This window comes from Stackebrandtia nassauensis DSM 44728, from assembly GCF_000024545.1.
GTDB lineage: Bacteria > Actinomycetota > Actinomycetes > Mycobacteriales > Micromonosporaceae > Stackebrandtia > Stackebrandtia nassauensis.
Genome location: NC_013947.1, coordinates 1743281 through 1766360, shown reverse-complemented (window position 1 = coordinate 1766360; position 23080 = coordinate 1743281). Strand labels below are relative to the sequence as shown.

Annotated in this window: 23 protein-coding genes and 1 pseudogene; 11 read left to right on the top strand and 13 right to left on the bottom strand. The window is 69.3% G+C overall.

All coding sequences use genetic code 11. The features are described from left to right. Nucleotides 1-59: 59 nt before the first annotated feature. The 3 genes from SNAS_RS08240 (at nt 60) to SNAS_RS08230 (ending at nt 3512) form a co-directional block, all read left to right on the top strand. Complete coding sequence (locus SNAS_RS08240; RefSeq protein ID WP_013016946.1) at nt 60-1010, top strand: quinone oxidoreductase family protein; 951 nt, start codon at nt 60-62, stop codon at nt 1008-1010. A 54-nt stretch (nt 1011-1064) separates the two neighbouring features. Next, complete coding sequence (locus SNAS_RS08235) at nt 1065-1517, top strand: TY-Chap domain-containing protein (RefSeq protein ID WP_013016945.1); 453 nt, start codon at nt 1065-1067, stop codon at nt 1515-1517. A gap of 102 nt (nt 1518-1619) precedes the next feature. Further along, nucleotides 1620-3512, top strand: a complete 1893-nt coding sequence (locus tag SNAS_RS08230; RefSeq protein ID WP_052304953.1) for a serine hydrolase domain-containing protein — start codon at nt 1620-1622, stop codon at nt 3510-3512. Between the two features lie 122 nt (nt 3513-3634). Here SNAS_RS08230 and SNAS_RS08225 read toward each other — a convergent pair whose 3' ends face one another. Then, the gene (locus SNAS_RS08225; RefSeq protein WP_013016943.1) at nt 3635-4852 is read right to left on the bottom strand and encodes a DUF418 domain-containing protein; all 1218 of its coding nucleotides are present in this window, start codon (nt 4850-4852) and stop codon (nt 3635-3637) included. A gap of 143 nt (nt 4853-4995) precedes the next feature. Between SNAS_RS08225 and SNAS_RS08220 the strand changes: the two genes are divergently transcribed. Then, entirely contained in the window at nt 4996-5763 is a 768-nt protein-coding gene (locus SNAS_RS08220) for a TetR/AcrR family transcriptional regulator (protein ID WP_013016942.1), read from the top strand. Nucleotides 5764-5840: 77 nt separating this feature from the next. Here the strand turns inward: SNAS_RS08220 and SNAS_RS08215 are convergent, their stop codons facing one another. After that, entirely contained in the window at nt 5841-6482 is a 642-nt protein-coding gene (locus SNAS_RS08215) for an N-acetylmuramoyl-L-alanine amidase family protein (RefSeq protein ID WP_013016941.1), read from the bottom strand. Between the two features lie 132 nt (nt 6483-6614). Next, nucleotides 6615-7625 (bottom strand): DUF998 domain-containing protein, encoded by a 1011-nt coding sequence (locus SNAS_RS08210; protein ID WP_013016940.1) that lies wholly within the window; start codon nt 7623-7625, stop codon nt 6615-6617. 189 nt (nt 7626-7814) lie between these two features. Between SNAS_RS08210 and SNAS_RS08205 the strand changes: the two genes are divergently transcribed. Both SNAS_RS08205 and SNAS_RS08200 read left to right on the top strand, forming a co-directional pair. Further along, nucleotides 7815-8144, top strand: a complete 330-nt coding sequence (locus SNAS_RS08205) for a PadR family transcriptional regulator (RefSeq protein WP_013016939.1) — start codon at nt 7815-7817, stop codon at nt 8142-8144. Continuing rightward, on the top strand, nt 8141-10249 hold the full coding sequence (locus SNAS_RS08200) for a hypothetical protein (protein ID WP_013016938.1): 2109 nt from the start codon (nt 8141-8143) through the stop codon (nt 10247-10249). Before SNAS_RS08205 ends, SNAS_RS08200 begins: the two co-directional genes overlap by 4 nt. Here the strand turns inward: SNAS_RS08200 and SNAS_RS08195 are convergent. Further along, nucleotides 10231-11517, bottom strand: coding sequence for an MFS transporter (locus tag SNAS_RS08195; RefSeq protein ID WP_013016937.1), 1287 nt, complete (start codon nt 11515-11517; stop codon nt 10231-10233). The genes SNAS_RS08200 and SNAS_RS08195 overlap by 19 nt on opposite strands. Nucleotides 11518-11565: 48 nt before the next feature. On the opposite strand from SNAS_RS08195, the gene SNAS_RS08190 reads away from it, so the two are divergent. Continuing rightward, nucleotides 11566-12408 carry a winged helix-turn-helix transcriptional regulator gene (locus SNAS_RS08190; RefSeq protein ID WP_013016936.1) on the top strand — a complete coding sequence of 281 codons (843 nt, stop codon included), beginning with the start codon at nt 11566-11568 and terminating at the stop codon, nt 12406-12408. Nucleotides 12409-12431: 23 nt separating this feature from the next. On the opposite strand, the gene SNAS_RS08185 is transcribed toward SNAS_RS08190, so the two are convergent. Continuing rightward, on the bottom strand, nt 12432-13268 hold the full coding sequence (locus SNAS_RS08185; RefSeq protein WP_013016935.1) for a PhzF family phenazine biosynthesis protein: 837 nt from the start codon (nt 13266-13268) through the stop codon (nt 12432-12434). Between the two features lie 110 nt (nt 13269-13378). Here SNAS_RS08185 and SNAS_RS08180 point away from each other — a divergent pair, with 110 nt between their 5' ends. Continuing rightward, nucleotides 13379-13867, top strand: a complete 489-nt coding sequence (locus SNAS_RS08180) for a RidA family protein (protein ID WP_013016934.1) — start codon at nt 13379-13381, stop codon at nt 13865-13867. On the opposite strand, the gene SNAS_RS08175 is transcribed toward SNAS_RS08180, so the two are convergent. From SNAS_RS08175 to SNAS_RS08150, 7 genes are all read right to left on the bottom strand, one after another. After that, nucleotides 13854-14657: a 2OG-Fe(II)-dependent halogenase WelO5 family protein gene (locus SNAS_RS08175; RefSeq protein ID WP_013016933.1), complete on the bottom strand. Its 804-nt coding sequence runs from the start codon at nt 14655-14657 to the stop codon at nt 13854-13856. The two genes, SNAS_RS08180 and SNAS_RS08175, sit on opposite strands and share 14 nt — an antisense overlap. A 116-nt stretch (nt 14658-14773) precedes the next feature. Beyond that, a complete protein-coding gene (locus tag SNAS_RS37130) occupies nt 14774-14902 on the bottom strand; it encodes a hypothetical protein (protein ID WP_280101504.1) in 129 nt (42 codons plus the stop codon). A 183-nt stretch (nt 14903-15085) separates the two neighbouring features. Next, nucleotides 15086-16303, bottom strand: a complete 1218-nt coding sequence (locus tag SNAS_RS08170; RefSeq protein ID WP_013016931.1) for a tetratricopeptide repeat protein — start codon at nt 16301-16303, stop codon at nt 15086-15088. Next, complete coding sequence (locus tag SNAS_RS32530; RefSeq protein WP_013016930.1) at nt 16296-17837, bottom strand: alpha/beta hydrolase; 1542 nt, start codon at nt 17835-17837, stop codon at nt 16296-16298. The genes SNAS_RS08170 and SNAS_RS32530 overlap by 8 nt, the downstream gene beginning before the upstream one ends. Before the next feature lie 145 nt (nt 17838-17982). Continuing rightward, nucleotides 17983-18969: an aldo/keto reductase gene (locus SNAS_RS08160; RefSeq protein ID WP_013016929.1), complete on the bottom strand. Its 987-nt coding sequence runs from the start codon at nt 18967-18969 to the stop codon at nt 17983-17985. Nucleotides 18970-18992: 23 nt separating this feature from the next. Next, on the bottom strand, nt 18993-19550 hold the full coding sequence (locus SNAS_RS08155) for a hypothetical protein (protein WP_013016928.1): 558 nt from the start codon (nt 19548-19550) through the stop codon (nt 18993-18995). Nucleotides 19551-19565: 15 nt separating this feature from the next. Then, a complete protein-coding gene (locus SNAS_RS08150; protein WP_013016927.1) occupies nt 19566-20570 on the bottom strand; it encodes a hypothetical protein in 1005 nt (334 codons plus the stop codon). Between the two features lie 56 nt (nt 20571-20626). Between SNAS_RS08150 and SNAS_RS08145 the strand changes: the two genes are divergently transcribed. Continuing rightward, on the top strand, nt 20627-21313 hold the full coding sequence (locus SNAS_RS08145; protein ID WP_052304951.1) for an MBL fold metallo-hydrolase: 687 nt from the start codon (nt 20627-20629) through the stop codon (nt 21311-21313). A 114-nt stretch (nt 21314-21427) separates the two neighbouring features. Here the strand turns inward: SNAS_RS08145 and SNAS_RS37125 are convergent, their stop codons facing one another. Next, nucleotides 21428-22018, bottom strand: coding sequence for a TetR/AcrR family transcriptional regulator (locus tag SNAS_RS37125; protein ID WP_013016925.1), 591 nt, complete (start codon nt 22016-22018; stop codon nt 21428-21430). 96 nt (nt 22019-22114) lie between these two features. Here SNAS_RS37125 and SNAS_RS08135 point away from each other — a divergent pair, with 96 nt between their 5' ends. Both SNAS_RS08135 and SNAS_RS37525 read left to right on the top strand, forming a co-directional pair. Further along, complete coding sequence (locus SNAS_RS08135) at nt 22115-22762, top strand: FMN-dependent NADH-azoreductase (protein ID WP_013016924.1); 648 nt, start codon at nt 22115-22117, stop codon at nt 22760-22762. Between the two features lies 1 nt (nt 22763). Beyond that, nucleotides 22764-23072 (top strand): annotated as a pseudogene (locus SNAS_RS37525) (DMT family transporter); the annotation flags it as partial. Between the last annotated feature and the right edge of the window lie 8 nt (nt 23073-23080).

The following is a 23080-nucleotide window of genomic DNA, read 5'->3' as shown; positions in this document are numbered from 1 at the left end:
GTCCGACGAGACCAGCGCGTACCTAGGCTTGCGCGACCGATCCACATTGAGGAGATCCCATGCGCGCCATCAGGTTCCACCAACCCGGCGGACCCGAGGTCCTGACCGTCGACGAGGTCGCCGACCCCGTCCCCACCGGCGACCAACTGTTGATCAACGTCACCGCCTCGGGCGTCAACTACGCCGACATCGAACGCGTCGCGGGCGTCTACGACCCCCCGAAGGTACTGCCGCACATCCTGGGCGGCGAGGTCGTCGGCCGCACCGCCGACGGCCGCCGCATCGCGGGCCTGACCCGTGGCGGCGGCGGTTACGCCACCCGCGCGGCCGTCGAAGCCCACCACGCCGTCGAGGTCCCCGACCCGATCGACGACGGCCAGGCGCTCGCGGTCCTGGTGCAGGGCTTGACGGCCTGGCACCTGCTGCGCAGCGCCGCCCGCCTGACCGAGGGCGAGACGGTGGTGGTGCACGCGGCCGCCGGTGGCGTCGGGTCACTGCTGGTCCAGCTGGCCCGCCACTTCGGCGCCGGACGCGTCATCGCCGTGGCCTCGACGCCTGAGAAACGGGAACTGGCCCTGAAACTGGGCGCCGACGTCGCCATCGACGCCGACCCCGACACCTACGTCGACCGCGTCCTGGCGGCCACCGGCGGCGCGGGCGCCGACGTGGTCCTGGACGCCAACGCGGGTCCGATCCTGGCGGCGGCCGTGGAGGTCCTGGCCCCGTTCGGCCGCGTCTACTCCTACGGCGACGCCGGAAACGAGGGCCGCGGCCTCGTCGACCCCGAAAAACTCGCCGAGCGCAACGCCGCCGTCGGCGGTTTCTGGATCGGCCCGGTACTCAACCGCCCCGAGATCTTCGCCGGTCCGGTCGCGGACATGTTCGGGCTCATCACATCCGGGGCCCTGAACCCACTGGTGTCAGCCGAATACCCGTTCGACGAGGTGAAGCGGGCCCTGACCGACATGCGCGAGCGCCGCACCACCGGCAAGGTGTGGCTTCGAATCTGAAGCCGCGGCACCGATGTGGTTTCACCCAGAGTGCCCGGCCGCTATCGTGGGTTGATGCAATGGCCTGATTTCGCGCAGCGGCTGGGCACCGTGCTGGCCCGGCTCGCCGGGGACTCGCAATTGGACGCGACCTTGATCCTGTCGCAGTCCGCCCAGCCGCTGGCGTATGTCCAGTTCGTCGTCAACCCCGGCGGTATCTACGCCGAGGTGTCCAGCGCCAAGAGGTACCTGCCCAAGGACCTGCGGTTGTCCGACGAGTCCGTCGACACGCTGACGCGGGCGGGCTGGAGCAGGCCCGGCGCGGCCGACCGCAAGGGCAACTGGGTGTCGGAGATCCATCCGGCGACCGCCGAGGCATGCGGCCAGCTGGCGGAGCGGTGCGTGACGGCGCTGCGCGACGTGTGGGGTGTGCCGGAACCGGCAAGTCTTGTCTACCAGGCGTTCCACACCGACGGTGAGGATCTGTCGGCGGAGGACCTGGGTCTGCCCCGCGATCGTTCCCAGTAGAAACCCGGAGCCGGTTTACCGGGTCATCCCCGATGCCGGAGGTTACTTTCGTCGACATTGTTGACACGTCGCCCGACACAATGGGAGGAATACGTGTCCACAATGTTTACCCGTGCGGCGGGTCTCGCCGCCGTCGTCGCGCTGGCGGCCGTCACCGTGGCGGTTCCGGCGCACGCCAAGCCCGACAAGGAGCCCGACCTGTCCGACGTCGGCTCACTCGTCGACAAAGTCGCGAAGGAACAGCTGGAGGAGGGCGAGGTTCCCGGCGCGGCGGTGTCGATCGTGTCCGGTGGGGAGGAGATCTACTCCCAGGGTTACGGCTACGCCGACATCGACGACAAGACCCCGGTCGACCCCGACACGACCGGGTTCTACGCCGCGTCCACCGCGAAGCTGTTCACCGCGGCAGCGGTGCTTCAGTTGGAGGCCAAGGGAAAGCTCGACCTCGACGCCGATGTCAACGAGTACCTGGACTTCGACATCCCCGACACCCATCCCGGCGAACCCATCACTGTGGAGCATTTGCTGACCCACACCTCGGGGTTCGACCCCGACTACGGGATGCTCGGCAAGTCCGTCACCGACGCCGAGGAGCTGATGTCGCTGCGGGACAGTGTTGTCGACTATCTGCCCGAGCGGGTGGAGCCGCCGGGAACCGTTCTCGCCTATGACAACTACGGGGTCACACTCGCGGGATACATAGTGGAGCGAGTGTCCGAGACCCCCTACGACGAGTACATCCGCGAGAACGTCCACAAGCCGCTGGGGATGACCGGATCCACGGCCACCCAGCCGCACCCGGACACGATCGCGAAGAACCTCGCGACCGGCTACCGTCTCGACGGCGACAAGCAGGTCACGACGCCGCCCAACTTCGACCCTTGGACCCCGACCGGTCCGGGTCATGTGGTCACGGCCGCCGACATGTCCCGCTTCATGATCGACCAGCTGTCGAACGATTCCCTACTGGGCGAGGGCATCCCGGAGAACATGATGAAACAGCACCACACGTCGCACGCGGGGATGCCGGGGATCGGCTATGTCTACGAGGAGCAGCCCCGCAACGGCCAGCGCGTCCTGGCCAAGGACGGCGACGGCATGGGATTCCACAATGACATGATCCTGCTGCCCGAGCACGATCTGGGGATCTTCTTCGCCGTCAACGGCGACGGTGGTGACGGCCTCGACCTGGCCGCGATTGGCGAGGCCGTCACTGACACTTACTACCCCGGCGACGACGTGGGCAAACCCACGGCCGTCGACGACAGCGACGTGTCGGAGTACGAAGGCGTGTACCAGGGTTCGCGGGTCTCGCGGCACAGCATCGCGAAGCTGCGGGTCGTCGGACAGTCGCGGGTCATCGTCACGGCCAACGCCGACGGGACGCTGACCACCAGTGACAAGACACTGTCGACACACGCCGACGCCGACAGCCAGAAGTGGGTGCAGACCAAGCCCGGGTTCTTCCGGGAGGTGGACGGCCGGGGGACCATCGCGTTCGAGGACGGTGTGCTCACCGGATCGACGGGGCAGAACCAGGTCTATCTCAAGCAAGCCTGGTACGAGTCCCCCGTGCTGCATCTGTATCTGACAGCGGCGGCTCTCGTGGCCATGCTCGCGGGTGTGATCGTGCTGCCGATCGTGGCGCTGCGACGCCGGGGACAGTCTGGGCCTGGCAAGTTCTCGCGGCTGTTGGGCTGGCTGACGTCGGCGCTGGCGGTCGCGGTGGTCGTCGGGCTGTACCTGTTGCTGTCCAATCGGGACGTCGGGATTCAGATGCTGTGGCTGGGTTCGCCGCTGGTGTACGCGATCATGACGGCGGCCAGCGTGGTGGTGCTGGGGGCCGCGGGCATGGCGGTCGCTTCGGTGGTGTCGTGGCTGCGCGGCTGGTGGCGGGTGAGCGGGCGGGTGTCGTACTCGCTGTTGTCGTTGGCGGCGTTGACGTTCGCGAGCATCGCGGTGACCTACAACTTCACGGGCCCGCCCTTCGACTGAGCCCCACAGCGGTTAGCCGCCCACGCACCAAGCTCGCCAGCCGTCAGCCGCTCGAACCCTGAGCGGGCCAGCCGCCCCGCCCCTCGCCCCGAGCTTTGCTCGGGGCGCGAGGCGGGCGGGTGTCAGCGGCGGGGGCCGTAGGCGAGGCGGCGCAGCAGGGCCTCAGCCGGGCCGGGGTGGCCGCGGCGTTGCAGCGCCGCCGCTGTCACCACTGTGGCCAGCCAGGTCGCGGTGGCGACGAGCAGGTACAGCAGCGTCTTGTTGCCGAACCACTGCGGCATCGCGAACGTGAACGGCAGCAGCAGGACGAACCACGACACCGACTGGAACAGGTACCCCGACAGCGAGCGGCGGCCCAGCGCCACCAGCGATCCGGTGATGAGGGTGTCGGTGGGGGCGGCGCGGTTCTTCGTCAGCCACAGCGCGATAAGGCCGAAGGCCGCGACGTAGCCGGGTCCGGAGTACATGCCGCCGAGGTTGTGCAACAGCAGCGTCAGGTCGGCGTTGTCCGTCGACAGTGCTCCGGCACTGACCAGCGCCTGCGGCAGCGAACCGAGGAAGCCGACGCCAAGCCCCACGACGGTGGCACCGATGAGGAGCGGACGGTGGCGGGCCGGTTCCTCCAGCACGCGGCGGCGGGCCGCCCACATGCCCAGCCACACGATGAAGATGAAGCCCAGGACGGACGCGGTGTGCAGCGGCCACTCGGCGAGCCGGTCGACAAGGGACTCCCCGTAGCTGGTGGCCGCCAGCGAGTCGACGCGGGCGGGCTTCGGGGTCGCGCCGAAGTCGGTGCTCAGACTCGGGTACACCAGGGCCATGAAGACGGCGGCCTCGACGAGAACCAGGCCCCACAGCCACACGATGACGCGGTGGAACTTGTCGCCACGGTTGAGCAGCAGGCAGGCGGCGATGATGCCGACCAGCCCGTAGGCGGCGAGGAAGTCGCCGAAGTACAGCAGCACGGCGTGCACCGCACCGAAGGCGATGAGCCAGGCGTTGCGGCGCACCAGGGTGTCGCGTGCCGCGGCGGTGCTGGCGCCCGCTTCCCGCTGGCGGCGGGACATCTGGACCAAGCCGTAGCCGAACATGACGGCGAACATCGGGTACGCGTGCCCGCTGACGAACATCATCATGCCGAAGTTGACGACGCTCTCGAAGCCGTGCGGTGTCGGTTCGATGGCGGGTTCGGTGGCCGCGAAGACCACGCCACCGGCATTGGCGAGCGCGATGAACAGCAGCATGAAGCCGCGGGCCAGGTCGGGCGCCAGTGCGCGTTCGCGGGCTCGCACCGGGCCGCGGGCGGCGTGGGCGGCCGGTGGCGGAAGTGTCTGGGACATCGGGGTTTCCTCTCCGAAACGAATTAGTATTCATCGAACACTTATTATTAGTATTTAACACACACTAATTGGGGCCGACATCGGTGAGAACCCTGAGAAAGCCTGGGATACTTTCGGCAGCGCCCTTCGGAACCGAGGAGACCATGACCACTGAGGACGAAGTACCGGCCCAACTGCGCAGGCTGTGGGGCCTGTCGGCGCCCGCCAAACGCGGCCGTCCCGCCGAACTCGACGGGGGCAGGGTCGTGGCCGCCGCCGTCGAGCTGGCCGACCGCGAGGGACTGACTGGGGTCACGCTGGCGAAGCTCGCCAAGCACCTGGGCTACTCCCCCATGTCGCTGTACCGGTACATGGGCTCGATGGACGAGCTGCTGGAGCTCATGGTCGACGCCGCCGCCTCCGACACCTCAGAAGTCGAGTACTTCCCCGACGACTGGCGAACGAGCCTGCGCTCGTGGGCGGCGGCCCAGCTGCGGCAGGCGCATCGACACCCGTGGATCCATCATGTTCCGATCACCGGCCCGCCCTCGGGGCCGAACCAGATCGCCTGGCTGGAACTGGGGTTGCGGGCGCTGCGGGAGACGGGACTGGACTGGCCGCAGAAGGTCGGCACCATCATGCTGGTGAGCGGGTACGTGCGGACCTTCGTACTGCAGATGGAGAGCTCACGGCGGCGTCGCGAGATCTCCGGGATGGAGCAGGCGCAGGCCGAGGCCGCGTGGGCGACGCACGTGGCGCGGTTGATCGACGCGGAACGGTTTCCGGAGACGGCCCGGTTGATGGCCTCGGCGACGTTCACGCCCTCCGATCAGCCCACATCGGACGATCCGGCCGAGGACACCGACTTCGCGTACGGCCTGGAGCGCATCCTCGACGGGGTCGCGGTCTCCGTCGAGGCCGCCGAGGGTTGAGCGGGAGCGACGGTTCAGCGCCGAAGCCGTCCCAGACGGCTCATGCCGGGTTCGACGCCGACCGTCGCACCTACTGATCACACGCCGAGGTAGGACAGGATTCCGTTGGCGTGCCCCTGCGCGACCGCGGCGATGAAGTCCGCGTTGCCCAGCAGCGCGGCGTCCTCGGCCCGGTCGATGAACAGGTTCTCGGTCAGGACGGCGGGCATCGCGGTCTCACGCAGCACATGGAAGTTGGCGGTCTTGATGCCCCGGTCGGGGGTCTGGCCGACGCCGGTCATGGCGCCGTAGACCGCCGGGTGGATGGTCTCCTGGGCGCGCTGGGTGTCGCCGGTGGTGCCGGTGTAGCGGTAGGACTCGAAGCCGGTGCCGCCGCCGGAGTTGATGTGCACGCTGATGAAGAACCCGGCGCCCCAGGAGTTGGCGTCGGAGGTGCGGTAGCTGAGGCTGCGGTCGATGTCGGTGTCACGGGACATGCGTACTTCGACGTTGCCGTTGGCGTTCAACAGGTCCCGCAGTCGCAGCGAGATGTCGAGCGTGAGGGCCTTCTCCTGGAGACCGTGGCCGACGGCGCCGGAGTCGGAGCCGCCGTGGCCGGGGTCGATATAAACCTTCGCGGCGGCGTCCGCCATCGCGATACCGCCCACCAGCGGGGCGGCCACCAGGCCGGTGATTCCCGCGAGCAGGACGTTGCGTCGGGTCATGATCGTCTTGGGCATGGTTGTCTCACTTGCCTTTCTCAGGGGCACGGACGGGGGCATCCGATCAAGTGAGCATGTATACCCGGAATACAACACTTCCATAAATCTCGATATGTACATGTAATTGTGATCTGGCGGTGACGTACCAGGTCAGGGAGCCGATTGGAAACCGTTTACCGTGGACGTCGCGGACGGTCCGTTGTGTACTCGTCGCCATGCCAGCCACAGGATCAGCACCGCCAGCGTCCCGATGACGACGTTGCTGACCAGATCGACGGTGACCGAGCCGCCCGTCTCCGGTCGCACCGGGAACGACATCCACACGTAGGTCAGCGCCGCCCCGGCGCCGAGGGCGTAGCGGTGCCGGTGGTCCCAGCCGTCCCGGCGGGACCAGCGCGACACCGCGAACACGCCGACCGCCACCACCAGGAACCAGATCGCGACGCCGATCCACTCGAAGGACAGGGTGTCGGTGACGAGGTTGTTCGGGGCCCAGTAGAGGCTGGTCGCGACCAGGCCGAAACCGCCGACGAGCCAGGGCGCGGGGGCGGGCCCGGCCATCGGCGCCAGCCGCCGTCCCCGGATGGCGAAGGCGGCGACGATCAGCGCGCCGATGACGACGCCCGCCGTGATGAACTGCGCGGGTGAGGCCATGAAGCGCTCTTCGACGTAGTTGCCGTAGAAGACCAACAACGAGCCCGCCACCCACAGCACGCCCACGACCGTCAGGCCCGGCAGTCGCAGCCACGGGGTGGTGCGGCGGTCGCGGGTGAATGCCTCGGCGATGGCGATCGGGACGCAGATGCTCCACACGGCGTGCAGCGCGATGACGACCTGGATCGCCGCCACGCTGGTTCCCAGCACGGGCACATAGGACGGACCGCTGATGTAGTCGTGGCCAGCGTAGGAGTCGTTCCACAGTAGCTGGTCTATGGGGCCCTCCTCGGCCAGCGCGTAGGCGACCGCCAGCAGCGCCATGGTGGGCCAGCCGCCGCCGAAGCGGCGTCCCAGTTCGCGCACCAGAAGCGCGCCACAGCCGTACATCGGTGCCAGGAGCACCCCGAGCGGCAGTTCGCTCAGGGTGAGGTTGCCGAGCACGAACTCGCCGAAGAACGGCGCCAACAGGAACAACCCGATCACGGGTCCGAAACGTCGCCACATGCCCCCGACCGTAGGCGCGCACGAGCCGGTTCGGGGCGTCCGAACGGCAGGTGTGGCTGGCCGACCGGCGAGGATTTCCGCCGCAGGACTGGCCGGTCGGCGACTTGCGGTCCGCCGGACGGCGCCTCGCGACAGCGCAGGTGGACCCCTAGGTAGACGAAATACCAAGACCTAGGTAGAGTGACGACCATGGTTGCGAAGATCAAGGTCACGAACACGGTGGCCCAGGTGTTGTCCTGCTTCCTGTCCGATATCGGCGCCGAACGGTACGGACGGGACATGATCAAGGAGACCGGCCTGCCCAGCGGCACGCTGTATCCGATCCTGGCGCGGCTGGAACGCGCCGAATGGCTGTCGGCCTCCTGGGAGGACATCGACCCCGAGACGGAGGGCCGCCCGGCACGGCGCTTCTACCGGCTGACCCCCGACGGCGTGGTCGCCGCCCGCGACGAACTGGCCGCCCTGCGCGACCAGCTGACCCGGGCGCTGGGACCGATCGGAAAGCCGAGGACGACATGACGGTGATCGACAGTTTCACCGAGCGCTGCCTGAAGGTCGCGGCGCGACGGTGGCCCGCCGACATGCGGGACGAACGGTATCGAGAATGGACGGCCGAGATGCACGAGATCAGAAGCGACGCGTCCACATCGGGAGGTCGGCGCGCCTGGGAACAGCTGCGGTACGCCTTCAGCCTCGCCGCCTCCCCACCGGCACCGGACGAGAACCGGGTGCCGCGCGGCTGGCGCGAGATGGCGCCGCAGCTCGGACAGCGGCTGCGGCCCTGGGCGGTGCTGTTCGGGATGGGCGTGGTCTGTTCGCTGCTGGCGGGTACGGCGCGGGGCATGGTGCCGGGGGTCCTCGGGGCGGTGACGGGAACCCACACCGACCCCAGTGGTGAGCGACCGGCGATCATCACCGTCGCGTCCGCGCTGGCCCTGCTCGGCATCATCGTCCTGACCGCGTGGCTGGGTGTCGTGATAGGACGACGCATGCCGCTGCTGCCCGACCCCCGCGGCCGCGCCGCGCGAGTGGTGTCGGTGGTCGGCGCCCCGGTGGCGGTGGGCTTGGGGCTCATCGTGATCGACGCCGGTCAGATGCTGGAGCTCACCGGCTCGGGCGCGATCAGCGCGCAGACCTGGCTGTACGGTCCGCTCCTGTGGATGGCCATGTTCGCGGTGGTCGCACTGGTCGCGGTGGCGCTGGCCAGGAGTGGCCGCTCGGGCGTCGGCCGCGCCCTCGGCATCGCGATGAGCCTGTTCGCGCTCGAGGTACTCGCCGTTCCGCTCGCCTATCTGGGAGCGGCCTCGATCGGATTCAGGCTGCCCGCCTCACCGGCGGTCGCGTTGTGGTTCCCGATGTCGCTCGTGGGCGGCCCCCTGGCGGATGAGCACCTGACCCACACGGGCGTCTCACAGGTGATGCCGATGCTGGTCGTCGCCTCGGGATTCACCCTGTGGTACGCGATCGCGGCCAGCCGGGTGCGGGTGACGGCGCCGCGACCGGCACCGAAGTTCGCCGGTTCCGCGTCGCTGATCGTCTCCCGGCCCCGGACCGGCTTCGCGCTGGCCACGGCCGCCATCGGCCTGGCCGTCTGGGCGGCCGGCCTCGCCTACGCCACCCCGGCGGGGATCGCGATGGCCGATCTTGGCGACTCCCAGTTCATGATGTGGGCATCCGAACTGCGCATCACGTCCATTGTCCTCATCTGTGTGGCGATGGGCCTGGCGATGGTCGGCCGCGGCCGACCGATCCTCACCCTCTTCGTGACGGCGAGCGGCTTGCTGGTCTCCGACACGGTTCTGGACGCGTTCGACAGGACCGGCATCACGGGCCTGGCCGGTGCGGTGGGCTTCGGGGTGGTGGTCCTCGTCGCGGCCTGGTGGCTGGGACGGACCATGCTGCTCGCGCCGCCGAGCGCGGCCATGGTGCGCCGCGGCCACATCGGCATCGCCGTGACCGCGGCGATGTGCGCGCCGTTCATCCTGACGCAGTCGACCTGGCCGGAGACCGCGTCCGAGGGCGCACCGGAAGTCCCGACCCCGGTGGTGTTCCCGGCGGTGGCCACTGTGGTCCTGGTGCTGCTGACGGCGGTCGCCGGTGTCAGTGCCGTCGCGGCGCGACAGCGTCCAGTGTCGACACCGGTCTCGGTGGCGCTCATCGGATTGCCGGTCCTGGTGTTCGGTGGTCTCGGCGTCGCGTCGGGCCAGGCCGGCCTCCCGGGATTCGGCAGCATCGTGATGCTCGGAGCACTGCTGGGGCTGCCCTACACGGTATGGGTGCTGGCGACGATCTGGTGGGACCGGGTGCGGAACCCGGGCAGGGCCGGGATGGCGTGGACCGGCATCGCGGTGGCGGCCGTGCCGGGGACCGTGGTCGTCATCGTGGTCGGTGTCATGGGGTCGACGATGGTGACCGGTCCACTGATGACGCTCCAGGGAGCCGGATATCCGGCCGACGGCGTCTCGGTGATGCCGGGGGTGATCCTGGCCGCCATCGGGCTGGGCACACTGACGTCCCGGATCATGGGGCGCGACCCCCGCCCGGACTCGGACTCACGGGCGGCGACCGCCAACACCCCGCAAGACCTCCCCCATGGACACAACCCCTATCCGGTCGCGTCCTGAGAACCGCGCACACCGGAGGACCGGGGCGCCGCTGCCTGCCAGCGGCGCCCCGGTCCGCGCGAGCGGCCCGACCACAGCGCCAGGCCGGCCGCGATCACCGCGACAGCCGTACACAGTGGCCACACCGAGGCGGGCGAGATCGCGTACGTGAACGCGCCGATCGGCGGCGCCAGCACGACTCCGCTGATGGACGCGCCGGTGTACAGGCCCTGGTAGCGGGCCAGCAGTTGCGGCGGCGCCGCGTCGACGACGTGGGCGGTGGCCGTCGTCTTGTAGAGGATCTCCCCGGCGGTGACCACGAGCATCGCGATCACCAGCACCCATGTCGACGTGCTCACCCCCAGCAGTCCGAAGCCCGCGCCCACCAACAGGTAGCCGGTGGCGATGATGCGCAGCGACGGCAGTCGCCGCAGCGCCAGGGTCACCGGGATCTCCAGGCACAGAATGACTCCCGAGCCGACGGCGATGAGGGTCGCGTACAGCCCGACGCCGTGTCCACTGTCGCGCAGGTAGACCGGCAGCGTCGAGTACAGCTGCCGGTACACCAGGTCGGCCAGCAGGACGGCGGGCAGGAACAGCAACAGCGTCCGTCCGGCCCGCAGGCTGGCCCACAGCCCGCCGTCACTCGGCGCGGCGGCCTTGCGGGTGGGGGCGGCGGGCAGCAGCCGCGCGGCCACCTGCCGCACGGTCAGCATCACCAGCGCCTGCACGACGAACAACCACGTGTACGACACCGACGCCAGCAGGGCACCCAGCGGCGGCCCGATGACGAAACCCGCGTTGGAGGCCGCCCGGGTGATGGCGATGGCGGTGCGCCGGTCCCCGGCGGGGACGGCCTCGGCGACCAGCGCCGACTGCGCCACGTCGGCGGTGCCGGTGGCGTAGGAGCCCAGCGGCATGGTCACCGCCAGCACGCCGATCGGCAGCCACGGCACGGCCAGCAGCGACAGACCGCCGATCGTGCTGGCCACCAGCATGGTCCGCCGGTGCCCGAACCGATCCGAGAACCAGCCGCCGGTGAAGGTACCGGCCAGCATCCCGGCCCCGACGGCACCGCTGATCAGCCCGGCGGCCGTCAGCGACAGCCCGCGCGGGCCGGTCAGGTACAGGAACAGGTAGACCGCGACGAAGGTGGCGGTGCCGGACACGAACCGGGCGGCGGCCAGCACCCACACGGTGCGCGGCACCCGGCTCCAGCCCGATCGCGGGGGCGGCTCGGCAGCGGGGGTCGGGGTTCGGGGTGGGTCAGCGGTCGGGGTGGGGGGCATGACGTCTCCGAGTAAGTCTCTTTTGGGAACTTACTCTATGCTTCAGTCATGCCGCGACGCACCCGACTATCCGACGGCGACTGCGCCATCGCCCAGTCGCTGGACGTGGTCGGCGAATGGTGGACACTGCTGGTCGTCCGCGACGTGGCCCGGGGACGGCACCGCTTCGAGGAACTGCGGGCGGAGTTGGGCATCTCGCGCAAGGTCCTCACCGAACGGCTGGCGACGCTGGTCGACAACGGCGTGCTGAGGCGCGACCGCTATAGCGAACATCCGCCCCGACACGAGTACCGGCTCACCGAACTGGGACACGGACTGCTGCCGGTACTGGCCGCGTTGCAGGACTTCGGCGACCGCTGGCTGCTGGGCGACGGCAGCCTCACCGCGACCGCTGAGCCCGGCTCGGCCGAGGCCGCGCGGATGCACGCCCTCAAAGGCACAGCTGTGCCCGAAGTGGACGGTATCGACCCGATCGCCGCCACCGGGCTCACGGTCCTGTACTTCTACCCCGCCACCGGACTTCCCCACGCCGCCAGCATTCCCGGCGGGCCCGGCTGCACTGTGGAGTCGTGCACGTACCGGGACCGGCTCGACGCGTTCACGGCGCTGGGCGCCACCGTCCACGGTGTCAGCACCCAGCGCCCCGAGGAACAGGCCGCCTTCGCCCGGACCAACCGGATCCAGTTCCCGCTGTTCTCCGACGCCGAGCTGCGGTTGGCCACCGCGCTGCGGCTGCCGACGTTCCGGGCGGCCGGAGTCCGGCGGATCAAGCGGCTGACGCTCATCGTCGACGCCGACCGCCGGATCCGCGAGGTGCTGTACCCCATCCCGGACGCGGGCGGCAGTGTCGCCGACGCGCTGGCCGCCTGCCGCGAGCTCGTCGGGACCTAGGTCGCTTCGCGGCCGCCGAGCGGCTAGATCGCCACGGCGGTACCGGTGACGCCGATGCCGGTGTCTGGCTCGGCGGGCACCGTGACCGTGATCGTGCCCGGACGGCCCAGGTCCTGGCCCTGGTAGACGGTGAGGCTGGCCGGGGTGTCGACGAGCTTCAGCTCCCGCAGATAGCCGCCGAAGGCTGCCGCGGCGGCGCCGGTGACCGGGTCCTCGACGATGCCGCCGGGCGGGAACGGGTTGCGGGCGTGGAAGACCGTGTCCGACTCGCGCCACACCAGGTCGACGGTGGTCCAGTCCTCGCGCTCCATCAGCTTCGACAGCGCTTCGAAGTCGTAGTCCAGGTCGGACAGTCGCTGTCGGGTCGCGGCGGCGATGATCGGGTGCCGGGCGCCGGCGTAGGCCACCCGCGGCGGCAGCTGCGGGTCCAGATCCGAAGCGTCCCAACCCAAAGCCGACAGGATCTGGTCCAGGTTGTCGGACGGCAGTTCCTCACTCGACGGCGGGGCACTGACCAGTGTGGCCACGATCGAGCCGTCGGTGTCCCGGTCGGTGGACACGGTGATGACCCCGGCCCTGGTGTGCAGCGTCAGCTCCCCCACCCCGTGCCGTTCGGCGTAGGCGACCGCCGTGGCGATCGTGGCGTGCCCGCAGAACGGCACCTCGGCGAGCGGGCTGAAGTACTTCACGTCCAGTTCCCCGTCGGGACGCGGGAAGACGAAGGCCGTCTCGGAGTAGCCGATCTCGGCGGCGGTGGCCAGCATCGCGGCGTCGTCGGCACCCGTCGCGTCCAGGACCACCCCGGCACGGTTGCCACCGGCCGGGTCGGTGCTGAACGCCGTATAACGCAGAATTTCCATGCTTAGACATTAATCGACCCGGGTTCCCGAACAGCGGTTCCGGGGGTGTCGGCCTCACCTCACCGTTCGCGGGAATAGCACGCCTGCACGTGAACCGGTAACATGCAGTCATGACATCACTTCGCCGAGGAGCGCTCGCCAGCGATAGCCCCCGAGCCCGGCTGGCGGAGCTCGGGCTGTCGTTGCCCCACGTAAGTCCGCCCAAGGGCTCCTATGTTCCGGCCGTCCGCAGTGGAAACATGGTGTATGTCGCCGGGCAGGTGCCGTTGACCGACGGCAGACTCGTCGCGGCCGGGAAGGTCGGCGCCGAGATCAGCCCGGAACTGGCGGCGGACCTGGCCCGCCAGTGCGGACTGGCCGCACTGGCGGCCATCGACGAGGTCGCCGACCTGGACGAGGTGGCCCGGGTGGTCCGCGCGATCGGCTACGTCGCCTGCGCCCCGGGCTTCATCGACACCCCCGGCGTGGTCGCCGGGGTCGGCGACCTGCTCGACGACCTGTTCGGGGACTCCTCGCCGTGTATGCCGGTCGGGGTGCCGTGCCTGCCGCTGAACTCGCCGGTCGAGATCGAGCTGACCGTCGAACTCAGCCCCAGGTGAGCAGTTCGCCGGTGTCGGTGAGTCCGACGGCGAAACCCAGCGCTATCCGGCGGGCCGACCTGCTGGGCCGCACCGCGTGGAAGTAGCCGGGGTCGAGCAGGATCGCCTCGGCCGCCCGGGGTTTGATCTCGAAGGACTCGACGTCACCCACGACGGATTCGTGATAGCCGTAGGAATCCGGCAGCCGGTAGTTCTCGTCCTGCGGCTGCCAGCGGTGCCGCCACATCACGGTCTCGCCGCCCTCCTCGGGCATCGTCAGGTACAGGTTGAACGCGAACTGGGCGATCAGGTTGGCGTCCAGCAGACCGTCGGAGTACTCGCGCCGGGAATCGTCGAAGTGGACCTGGAAGCCCTGGTTGGGTTCCCGGGCGACACCGGGCCCCATGGGCTTGCCGTCGCGGGTGCCGACCCGCACCGCCTTGGGCCAGTCGGTGCCGAGATTAGCGCGGCACAGGTGGAACGGGTCGAAGTTCAGACCCAGGTCGAGCCAGTTCTTGCGGTCGGTCTCGATGGCGTCCCAATAGGAGTCGTCGACGCCGCCGTCGAGCCGGTGGTCACTGACACCGACGCCGAAGCGCATCACCTGCGGGTAGACGCGCGCCGAACCGTAGGACTCGAACTCCACGGCCAGCAGCGCCTGGAGAATCTCGTCGCATGTGGATTGACTTAAGAACTCGGGGACCCGGATCGCGGCGTGGCGACCCGCGGCCAGCGCGGCGATGTCCTCACGCCGGAACGCTTCGGCGGTAACGGGTGTGAAGAACGGATCGTGACTGTTGACGTTACTCATCGGTCACCTGCTTACCGTGTGAATAGCCGGGCCACCAGGCTAACACGCAGGTAACTGAGCGTCATCGATCCATTATGTACTCGCGGACGGGTATTGAAGCGAATGAACGGCCGGGACTAGTTCCCGCCGTGGGCCTTGAACACGTACTTGGCATCCGTTTCCAGAGCTAGGTAATCGGCCCGCAACGCCTCAAGGGCGTCCCGCCGCCGACGCTCGGTGCGACACTCGGCTTCACTGACGGACATGGAATCCCAGTATTGTCGGATATCCGACTCCTCGTGGGCGGCACTCATGGTGCGCTCCTTCAAAATGCGGTAGCCATTTCTCGGGTGTGACAAACGATACAGCACTATCCGACGATTCTGTGTCATACCCCTGTCACACAAACGATTTCCGTCCCCGCGGACATTCCGGCCAAACCGAACACCCTAGGCCCCTTGGCGCACTTGGACAATGCGCTCCAGCGCCAGCGACAGCCGCTGGAACTCCGGGGCGTCGGCGCGGTCGCCCGCGTCGGCGAGCGCCTCGCGCAGCACGGACTCGGCTTCGTCCAGTTTGTCCTGCTCCACCAGGCTCTGCGCGAGACTGCGCACCACGAACAGGGTCTCGGGCGTGGTGCGGGGCCAACGCCGGTAGCGGATCACGAGGATCTCGCGCAGCATCGCCTCGGCCTCGGCCACCCAGCCCAGATGCAGCTTCACCCGCGCCAGACTGTGCCGGACCACCATCGTGTCGGAGTGTTCCGGTCCCCAGGCACGGATCTCGGCGTCGGTGACGTCCCGCAGCAGCGGCTCGGCCTCGACCCAGCGGTGCTGTTCCAGGATGGCGCGCGCGTGCTTGTGTCTACTGGCGAGGGTCTCGGGGTGGTCCATGCCGTGCAGTGCGGCGCGTGCCTCGACCACCTGCCACAGTTCGGTTTCGGCGACGCGCAGGTCACCGCGTTCCAGGGCCACCCGCCCCACCTCGTGCCGGATGGCGAGGATCCGCTCGTCGTCGACACCGATGCCGAAGGACTCGCAGGCGTCCACGATCGGGTTGAGGAGTTCGGCCGCGGGTTTGAGCAGTCCGGTCGCGATCAGGTATCTGCCGGTCTTGCGGGCCAGTTGCAGCACCGGCGTGAGCAGCCGCGGGCCGGTGTCGGGCCGGGACAGCACCGTGCGGACGATCTCCAGGGCGTGCGGTGTGACCACCCGCCAGATCGGCCAGCTGTCGGGGTCGTCGGGATTGGCGCCCGCGACCGCCGTCAGCAGCATCGACAGCGCGAGCTCGTAGTAGTCGTCGTGGTGGCGCTTGAGCTCGGGATCCTCACGCAGCGTCGCGTAGATCAACGGGTGCATGGACAGCACGTGTGACAGTTCCTCCGCGCCGACACCGCGTCCGCTGTGGATGTCCACGAGGCCCAGTTGTTCCAGTCCCTCCACGGCCGCCGACCAGGAACCGCCCCGGTCCTCGGTGAACAGCGCCGAGGCCTTGTACTGGTTGGTGTTCAGCAGCACCACGTAGGGAATCGGCGCGGTGCTGAAGCAGGCGAACAGTTTCAGAAGCGGCGCCGCGTTGCCCATTCCCCGGTCCCGCAGCAGGTCCAGCGACATCGACAGGACGCTGCTGGTGCGATCCGGCCCCAGCGGGCCGCTCACGTCAGTCATGGTCGTCTCCTGACGGCGGTGGTGAGCGCCGGTTCAGTTCCCGGAGGTAACCGTCGAAATCAATGATTCCACTTTGGCCTCGCCCGTCGCTCCGTACGGATTTCAGGTATTTCGCCGTCTGGAAGATCAGCTCGGGGTTACCGCCCAGCTGCCGCGACAGCCGGGCGGCGCCGTCGAAGCTGCCGCCGTCCTCGCCGACCATGTTGACCAGCATCCGCGCCCCATCGGTGTCGGACAGCGGTGGTACCACCAGCAGGCTGTTCCAGCGTTCCCACATCGCCGGGTCCGCCACCCGGCTGGTCACGATCACCATGCCGGTGCCCGTGACGGGTTCGCGCAGCCAGCCGGTCCCGTCGGGCACCGGACGTTCGTCGGTGCCGAGCTTGCGGGGGTCGTCGGCGTTGTCGAACACCAGCAGCCACGGTTCGGCCCGCTGGTTGAGGTACTCCCACACCAGGTCGGGAGCGCTGCGCTGCCCTCCCCAGGCCCGGGCGATCTCCAGTTGCGGCATGTCAAGGTGCTCGGCCACCTCCCGCATTCGGGAATTGATGCGGTCCATGGATACCCACCAGACCTTGGCGCCAAGCTCCCGGGCCCGGTGCGCTCCCTCCAGGGCGATGCGGGACTTGCCGATCCCGCCGGGTCCGGCCAGCACCCGCACCCGGTGGCTGGACTGGTCGGCGAACACCTCCGACAGCAGTTGGTCGCGGCCGACCAGCTGGGTGTTGCGGCGCCCGAACGGCGGCAGCGTCAGTTCCTGTTCCGCCGGTGCCGGTTCGACGACCACCGGACGGGCCACACTGGAGTTGCGGCGCGGGGCCAGCACCTCGTCGAGTTCCTTGCGGAAGATGCGGTACGCCGACAGTTTGTCGTCGCTGACCTGGATGATCGAGCTGTGGTCGCCGTCGACGGTGCGGCGGTTCTCGGCCGGGAACAGGCCGTGGGCGATGTGGGCCTTGACGACCCGGTCCTCGACACCGGCACACGCGATGATCTTGATCGGACAGTGGTCCTTGTCGTGTTCGGTCGCCCTGACCACCCGGTCCAGGACGGCCTCCTGCACCTCCATGCCGTTCTCGGTGAGCGGCAGCAGTTCCGCCTCCTGCGGGTTGCGCCATCCCAGGGTGCGCACCAGGTCGCGCATGGTCCGCTGGTAGTCGGAACCGAAGTTGGGGCACGCGTACATGACGATGCGCTCGATCTGCCGCAGCTCTTCTCCCCGGTCGTCCTTGAGCATCCGGGCCAGGAACCGCTGCGTGATGAGCCCGCCCATGCTGTGGGTGACGACCACGGTCGGCGCGTCACTCAGCTCGTACAGCAGGAACGTGCCCAGGCGGTCGGCCAGGTTGTTCAGGCTCGGGATCTCCTTGTACACCTTGCGTCGCAGCGGCGAGTAGTACGAGAACCGGTGCACCCGGACGTGGCCGGGTACCTCGGGGTCGTCGGCGATGCGGGAGGCGAACGACTCCCACACCGCGTCGGAGGAGAACAGTCCGTGGACGAACACCACATGCAGTGGGGTGTCCTCCGGCATCAGCGACCTCCATGGACAAAGGACCGGGGGTTTTCAGCCCGTGACATAGAACGACACAGCTACACCCGTCGATGAGCTCGCCGTTGACGCCATTAAACACCGCCGCCCTCGCGGCCCCGAGGACAGGCTTGATCACTGTGTCGGGCTACCAGGCCCACGCCTCCGGACCCGGGCCGCCCTTGCCGACCGGCGGGAAGAGTTCATCCAGTTTGTCCAGTTGCTCGTCGTCGAGCTGGACGTCGAGGCAGCCCAGGGTGCTGTCGAGCTGCTCGATGGTGCGCGGGCCGACGATCGGCGCGGTGACCGCCGGACGGGTCAGCAGCCAGGCCAGACCGACGTCGGCCGGGTCGTGGCCGAACTCCTCGCAGAACTTCTCCCACGCCGCCAGCTGCTCCCGGTTCTCCTCCACCCGTTCGTTTCCGGGCCCGGTGGCACTGCGTCCGGCCTTGCCCTCGGCGATCTTGCGCAGCGCGCCGGACAGGGCGCCGCCGTTGAGCGGCGACCAGGGCAGGAAACCGATGCCGTAGGCCTCGGCGGCGGGCAGCACCTCCAGTTCGACGGTGCGCGCCATCAGGTTGTACAGGCCCTGTTCGCTGACCAGACCGAGGCTGTTGCGGCGGTTGGCGGCCTCCTGCGCGGCGACCAGGTGCCAACCGGCGAAATTGGACGATCCGACGTAGCGGATCTTTCCCTGTGACACCAGCAGGTCCATGGCCTGCCAGATCTCCTCCCACGGCGTGGAGCGCTCGACGTGGTGCATCTGGTACAGATCGATGTAGTCGGTCTGCATGCGCTTGAGCGACGCCTCGCAGGCCGCGATGAGGTGCCGGGCGGACAGGCCGCGGTCGTTGGGGCCGTCGCCCATCGGGCCGTATGCCTTGGTAGCCAGCACCACGGCGTCGCGACGGCCCTCACCCTTGGCGAACCAGGTGCCCAGCACCTTCTCGGTGATGCCCTCGCCGCGCTGCCAGCCGTAGACGTCGGCGGTGTCGAAGAAGTTGAGGCCGCGCTCCAGCGCGGCGTCCATGATGGTGTGACTGTCCGCCTCGCTGGTGATGGGACCGAAGTTCATCGTGCCCAGACACAGTGGGGACACCTTGAGGCCGGTGCGGCCGAGATTCACATACTCCATGGCCCTGATCCTCGCACCGCGATTCAGGCCGGTGCGGTCCCGGGGCCGGTCCACACCTCGGCGGCGGTCAGGAACGCCGAGGCCGACGGCCGCTCGGGGGTGCCCTCGCGCCGCACCGTCCCGGGCACGGGTTTCCCGCCTATGTGGACCTGGGCTTCGGCGACCGGGGCCAGCACGAGCGACAGGCCGTGGGGACGGCCGCCGAGGTCGAAGGAGTCGGTGGCGAAACCGCGCACGTCCAGCACCCCGGAGGCTTCGATGGTCACGTCCGCCGCCGAGACGCTCATGCCGCTGGCCAGGTCGATGTCGATGGTCACGGCCGCGTTCTCCACCTCACCGCGGTTCCAGTCGAGCCCCTCGGCTTCGGGGAAGTGCCGGGTGAAGTCGTCGGACACCCACGCGGCCAGTTCGGGGTTCTCGCCGATCACCCGCACCCGTCCGGCGTGCCACAGCACCAGGACGTTGCCGCGTCCCCGCAGCGACCAGTCCACAATCCACACCGAGGCGGCGACGGTGACCTCCCCGTCGTCGAAGAGCCGCACGAACGGGTTGGCGCCGACGAGTATCACCTGTGGAGACATGTCGGCAAATCTAGCTCAGGAGTACTCGAACGCGGTCCCGTGCGTGCGGGCCCGGTACACCGAGAACCCGGCGTGGATGACGACCGGGTTGCCCTCGGTGACGCGCAGCGACAGCGACAGCCGAAGCCGCGGGCAGTTCCCGAGCTGGGATTTCTCGATGTAGAGCGTGTTCGTGGACGTCCAGTGGTGTTTGGCGGTGGAGATGTAGCCGTTCTTGGCGGGGCTCTTCAGGTCGGCGCCGCAGGCGGTGCCGTCCTCGTTGAGGAGTTTCGCGACCACCTGGGTGGTCACCTTGCTGCCACTGTTGCCCGGCGAGCCGCCGTCGCAGATCGACGAACCGGCCTTGCAGGTGGTGAGGTTGGTGTCCTGCACGACCGCGAGCTTGGGTTCGGAAGTCGTTGGGCGGTAGGTGAACCCGAGCGTGGTGACGGACTGGCCCGCCTTGACGGTGCGTTCGCTCTCGGCCGGGAGCGTCCAGCGCTGGCTGGCGGGGTAGACCCGGTGGGCCAGGCTCGCGCCCGCCGGGACCCGCATCGTCACCTCGCGTCCGTCCACGATGATGGTGGAATAGCTGGTGACCAGCACTTCGCAGGTGTAGTCACCGGCGGCGGGGGCGACGAAGGTCCACCGCAGCGTGGCGGTCAGCTTCTTCTCCCCGGGCGGCACCAGGTTGGCGGCCCAGTAGGTGCCGCGTTCGCCATCCAGCGCGGTTCCGTCGCGGTGACGGCACTCCAGCGAGAACGTGGTGCCGATGTTGTCACCGGAGCCCAGCGGGGTGACGTTCTCGGCGGCCAGGTCGCGGGCCCACAGGTACACCGCCTGCCCCTTGTCGGCGGAGATGTCGACGCTGACGCCGGGGATCGGTTTGGAGGTGTCGGCGTGCCGGGTCACCGGGTACTCGTAGGCGGGCGCGCCGCGAGTGGTCTCGGAGCTGGCCGTGGTGCTGGCCCACAGCACCGCCAGCGGCACGGTGACCAGGACGGTGGCGACGGCGGCGAGGCGTGTGACGGCACGGCGCATGACGGGCTCCTCAGGCGGGGGCATTCATGGATATCGGGGCGGTCCATAATTCGTCCGTGGTCGATTTCCAGCGGGTCGCCGACGACGTGCACGTGCTGCGGTATCCGGTGCTGGACGTCAACTGCGTGCTGGTCCTGGGCAGGGACCGGGCGCTGCTGGTGGACACGCTGTCGACCGCCGGGCAGGCGCGGGAGCTGGCGGCGGCGGTGCGGCGCCTGACGTCGTCGCCGGTGGTCGTGGTCAACACGCACGACCACTTCGACCACTGGTTCGGCAACCACACGATCGCGGAACAGCTTGGGGCCGTTGACTTCTGGGCGCACGAGTCGGCCATCGCGGTGGACGCCGACCACGCCGAGTCCCGTGCCGCCGCCCGGCGCGCCTGCGTGAAGCTGGCGCCCGAGATCGCCGACGAGGTCGGCGACCTCGAACTGCTGACCCCGAACCGTCCGGTGACCGACGAGGCGACGATCGACCTGGGTGGACGGTCGGTACGGCTGTGGCACCCGGGCCGCGCGCACTCGCACGGGGACCTGATCGCCTTCGCGGGCTCGGTGACGATCGCGGGCGACCTCGTCGAGGAGGGCGCACCGCCCAGTGTGGGCAGCGACGCGGACGCGGCCCACTGGTCGCGGGTGCTGGAGCGGCTGGCGCCGATGATCGAGGGCCCGGTCATCCCGGGACACGGCGCGATCGTGGACGCGGCTTTCGTTACGCGACAAGCACAGCAGCTGGCGGACTAGCTCGGCACCGACGTCGTGGCGCGGGCGTCGCCGCGTCGGACGCGGCACGCGCGACGTCGCGGCGGCCGCATCGCCACCGCCGTGCAAGCTCGGCCGCGCCGCGTCGTCACCGTCCTATCGCAGCAGCCCCGCCAGCTGCCGTAGCGCGGTGCGGATCCGCTCGACGCTCAGCCCCTGATCGCGCTGGTGCCGATAGACGTCGGGAGCCAGCGGCGCCAGCAGCGTGTCGGTCAGCGCCTCGGGATCGTCCACTTCGGCCTCCCGCGCCAGCGACATGACGTGAGCGCGCCAGAAACCGTAGGCACCGGTCGCGAACCGCGCCGCGCCGGTCTCGGCCCCCAGCACCAGATGCCCGTGCCGCTCCAACAGCTCCACCATCGCCGCGTAGAACGCCGCCAAGCGCTCGACCGGCTCCGCCCCCGGCCCCAGCGGCGGCGGCCCGCTGATCAGCTCGCCCTGCAGTCGCGACTCGTGTTCGTCGAGCAGCGCCACCGCGATCGAGGCCACATCGGGATAACGGCGATACAGCGTGCCCCGCCCCACCCCGGCGGCCTTGGCGATCTCGTCCATGGTGATGCCCCGGGCGTCGGCGGCGGCGAACAGCTCGGCGGCGGCGGCCAGGATCTTGGCGCGGTTGCGAGCGGCGTCAGCCCGCTCGCGGGGCGGGTTCTCGGCGCCGACCTGGAGCTCGGGGCGCTGTCGCATGCATCACTCCTCCCGTAAGTGGACACTGCGTCCGCTTGGCGCTAGCGTAGCAGCCATCAAACGGACACACTGTCCACTTACGCAAAGGAACCCTCGATGACCACCCTGCTTCGCGTCGACTCCAGCCCCCGCGACAACTCGATCAGCCGCGCGCTCGGCGACGCGTTCGAGCGCACCTGGCGAGCCGCCCACCCCGACGGCCGCGTGCTCACCCGCGACCTGGCCCGCGTCCCGGTGCCGTTCATCGACGCGGCCTGGACCGAGATCTGCGACCACCTGCTGGCCCACCGCATCACCGATCTGGACCGGCTGTCCGAGGCCGCCCGCACCCCGGACCAGAAGCGCGCCTGGGCCATTGTGGAACCGCTGCTGACCGAGCTGCGGGCCGCCGACGTCGTGCTGATCACCACGCCCATGCACAACTTCTCGATCCCGGCGGTGCTGAAAGCCTGGCTGGACCAGGTGACCTTCCCACGCATGTCGCTGGCGGGCAAGCGTTTCGTGGTCGCCACCGCTCGCGGCGGGGCCTACTCCCCCGGCGCCCCGAAGGCGAAGTTCGACTACCAGGAACGGTATCTGCGCGACTTCTTCGCCGGTCACTTCGCCGTGGACGACGCCCGCTTCGTCAACGCCGAGCTGGCCAACGCCCGCGTCGACCCGCTGCTGGCCGACCACCGCACCACCCACGAATCGTCCTACGCGGACGCGATCGCGACGGCCGCCGAACTCGGAGGGAAGTACTGACATGGGCTGGCTGCTGCTCATCGCCGCGGGCGTCGTCGAGGTCGCCTTCTCGCAGAGCATCAAACCGACGAACAACTTCAGCAGACCGCTGCCGACGCTGCTGTGCTTCGCGCTCGGGGCGGCCTCCATCTACCTGCTGTCGCTGGCGATGGAGACCATCCCGGTGGGCACCTCCTACGCGGTCTTCACCGCGATCGGCGCGGTGGGCGCCATCGTCCTCGGCGTCATCGTCCACAAGGACCCGATGACCTGGGCACGGGTGGCCTCACTCGCGCTGATCGTCGGCGGGGTCATGCTGGCCCGCGCCACCACCACGGC